The sequence below is a fragment of the Pseudomonas sp. UMAB-08 genome (assembly GCF_900095225.1).
GTDB lineage: Bacteria > Pseudomonadota > Gammaproteobacteria > Pseudomonadales > Pseudomonadaceae > Aquipseudomonas.
Genome location: NZ_LT607429.1, coordinates 54460 through 57323, shown reverse-complemented (window position 1 = coordinate 57323; position 2864 = coordinate 54460). Strand labels below are relative to the sequence as shown.

Below are 2864 nucleotides of genomic sequence, written 5' to 3'. Positions count from 1 at the left end.
CGTGCTGGCAGTCAATTCCTGTGCCTTCCGTTTGCTTTCGCGTGCCCTGCTCAAACGGAGAGCTGAGATGGACGAATCCCCCGAACGTGACGAGCGCCACCTGGCGCGCATGCTGCGTAAAAAAGCCGTGATGGACGAGCGTATCGCCAGTTCGCCGAATGAATGCGGGTTGCTGCTGGTCCTGACGGGGAACGGCAAAGGCAAAAGCAGCTCCGCGTTCGGCATGCTCGCCCGCGCCATGGGCCACGGTATGCAGTGTGGCGTCGTGCAGTTCATCAAAGGTCGCAACAGCACCGGTGAAGAGTTGTTCTTCCGTCGTTTCCCCGAGCAGGTGCGTTATCACGTCATGGGCGAGGGCTTCACTTGGGAAACCCAGGACCGCCAGCGCGATATCGCCGCCGCCGAAGCTGCCTGGGAAGTGTCCCGGGAAATGCTGCGCGACCCAAGCATCGGCCTGATCGTGCTTGATGAACTGAACATCGCCCTTAAGCACGGCTACCTGGATCTGGAGCAGGTCCTCAGCGATCTGCAAAGCCGTCCGCCGATGCAGCATGTGCTGGTGACAGGTCGTGGCGCGAAACCCGAGCTGATTGATCTGGCCGATACGGTTTCCGAGATCGCTGTGGTCAAGCATGCTTTTCAGGCCGGCATCCGTGCGCAGAAAGGCATCGAGCTATGAGCAGTCCTTTATGAGAGCGCCGCGTCACTGCCCGGCGGTATTGATCGCCGCGCCAGCTTCAGGCCAGGGCAAGACCACCGTGACTGCCGCGTTGGCCCGACTGCACCGCAATCAAGGGCGCAAGGTTCGGGTGTTCAAGTGCGGCCCGGATTTTCTCGACCCAATGATTCTTGAGCGCGCCAGTGGCGCGCTGGTCTACCAGCTGGATCTGTGGATGGTCGGCGCGGATGAAAGCCGCCGTCTGTTGTGGGAAGCGGCGGGCGAAGCCGACTTGATTCTGATTGAAGGGGTCATGGGCTTGTTCGACGGTACGCCGTCCAGCGCAGACCTGGCGCGCCATTTCGGCGTACCGGTACTGGGCGTGATCGACGGTACCGCAATGGCCCAGACCTTTGGCGCGCTGGCCCTGGGCCTGGCGCGCTATCAGCCGGACCTGCCGTTTGCCGGGGTCTTGGCCAATCGCGTAGGCACCGTGCGCCACGCGCATCTGCTCGAAGGCAGCCTGACGGAGGGCTTACGCTGGTACGGCGCGTTGTCGCGAGAAACCGGGATCGAATTGCCCAGCCGTCATTTGGGCCTGGTGCAGGCCAGCGAACTGAATGATCTGGATGCACGCCTCGACGCAGCCGCCACCGCCCTGGGCAGTACGTGCGAGGTGTCCTTGCCGCCCGCAGTCGAATTCGTCGCGCCCGATATCGTCAACGCGGAACCCTTGCTTGAGGGGGTGCGCATTGCAATCGCCCGTGACGAGGCGTTTGCCTTTACCTACGGCGCCAGCCTTGACTTGCTGCGGGCCATGGGCGCCGAGTTGTCGTTTTTCTCGCCGATCCATGACGCCTGCATTCCCGATGCCGACAGCCTTTATCTGCCTGGCGGTTACCCCGAATTGCACCACGTCGCGCTGGGTCAAAACCTGCCGATGCTGGCCGCCATTCGCGCTCATCATGCCGCGGGTAAACCCCTGCTGGCTGAGTGCGGCGGCATGCTTTACCTGCTTGATGCCTTGACCGATGTCGACGGTCAGCGTGCGGAGCTGGTGGGGCTGCTGACGGGCGAAGCCGTGATGCAGAAACGTTTGGCCGCGCTGGCTTTGCAAGCGGTCGAACTGCCGGAAGGCTTGCTGCGTGGGCACACCTATCATCACTCGCTGACCAGCACTGAGTTGCAGCCCATCGCCCGAGGCCTGAGCCCTAACGGTGGACGCGGCGCCGAGGCGGTTTATCGTGACGGGCGCATGACCGCGTCTTACGTGCACTTCTATTTCCCTTCTAATCCTCAAGCGGTTGCGGCGCTTTTCAAACCATGAATGATCAGGCGTTCAGCCCCGACGAACGTGCGGCGGTGTATCGAGCGATTGCCGAGCGTCGCGACATGCGCCACTTCATCGGTGGCAGCGTGGCGCCGGCGCTGCTGGCGCGATTGCTCGAAGCGGCGCATCAGGCGCCCAGCGTCGGGTTGATGCAGCCGTGGCGCTTTATTCGCATCAGCGACCGGTCGCTGCGCGAGAGCATCAAGGCGCAGGTCGAGGCCGAGCGGATTCTGACCGCAGAAGCCTTGGGTGAGCGCTCCGACGATTTCATGAAGCTCAAAGTCGAAGGCATTAACGATTGCGCGGAAGTGCTGGTCGCGGCGCTGATGGATGATCGCGAGCGGCATATCTTCGGGCGCCGCACCTTGCCGGAAATGGACATGGCGTCCTTGTCCTGCGCGATTCAGAATTTGTGGCTGGCAGCACGTGCCGAAGGGTTGGGTATGGGCTGGGTTTCACTGTTCGAGCCGCAAGCGCTGGCCGACCTGCTGGGCATGCCGACGGGTGCAAAACCCTTGGCGATACTGTGCCTGGGGCCGGTGGCCGAGTTTTACCCGGCGCCCATGCTGGTGCTTGAAGGGTGGGCGCAGGCGCGTCCGCTGAGCGAATTGTTGTATGAAAATCAGTGGGGAGTGAGTCGATGAGCGTGGCGTTGCTGAGCGTCGCCGGGGTCGCGCTGGATGCGCTGCTGGGCGAGCCGAAACGGGCGCACCCGCTGGTGGCGTTCGGGCGCTTTGCCGACCGGATTGAGCAGCGCTTCAATTCGGCCGGGCGCGGTTGGCGCAGTCATGGGGTCACCGCCTGGTTCATCGCGGTGATCCCCTTGACGCTGCTGGTGACTCTTTTCAGCTGGTTGCCCTATATAGGCGGGTGGGT

At 62.9% G+C, this 2864-nt stretch carries 4 protein-coding genes; all 4 read left to right on the top strand.

The window, feature by feature from the left end; all coding sequences use genetic code 11:
- Positions 1–67: 67 nt before the first annotated feature.
- The gene (gene cobO / locus K0F75_RS21190; RefSeq protein ID WP_219063973.1) at positions 68–679 is read left to right on the top strand and encodes a cob(I)yrinic acid a,c-diamide adenosyltransferase; all 612 of its coding nucleotides are present in this window, start codon (positions 68–70) and stop codon (positions 677–679) included.
- Between the two features lie 10 nt (positions 680–689).
- The gene (locus tag K0F75_RS21185) at positions 690–1985 is read left to right on the top strand and encodes a cobyrinate a,c-diamide synthase (protein ID WP_219063925.1); all 1296 of its coding nucleotides are present in this window, start codon (positions 690–692) and stop codon (positions 1983–1985) included.
- Positions 1982–2632 carry a 5,6-dimethylbenzimidazole synthase gene (gene bluB / locus K0F75_RS21180; protein ID WP_219063924.1) on the top strand — a complete coding sequence of 217 codons (651 nt, stop codon included), beginning with the start codon at positions 1982–1984 and terminating at the stop codon, positions 2630–2632. Before K0F75_RS21185 ends, bluB begins: the two co-directional genes overlap by 4 nt.
- Positions 2629–2864 (top strand): cobalamin biosynthesis protein (locus K0F75_RS25920; protein WP_257604458.1); only part of this gene is annotated, 236 nt, incomplete at its 3' end. The genes bluB and K0F75_RS25920, both read left to right, overlap by 4 nt.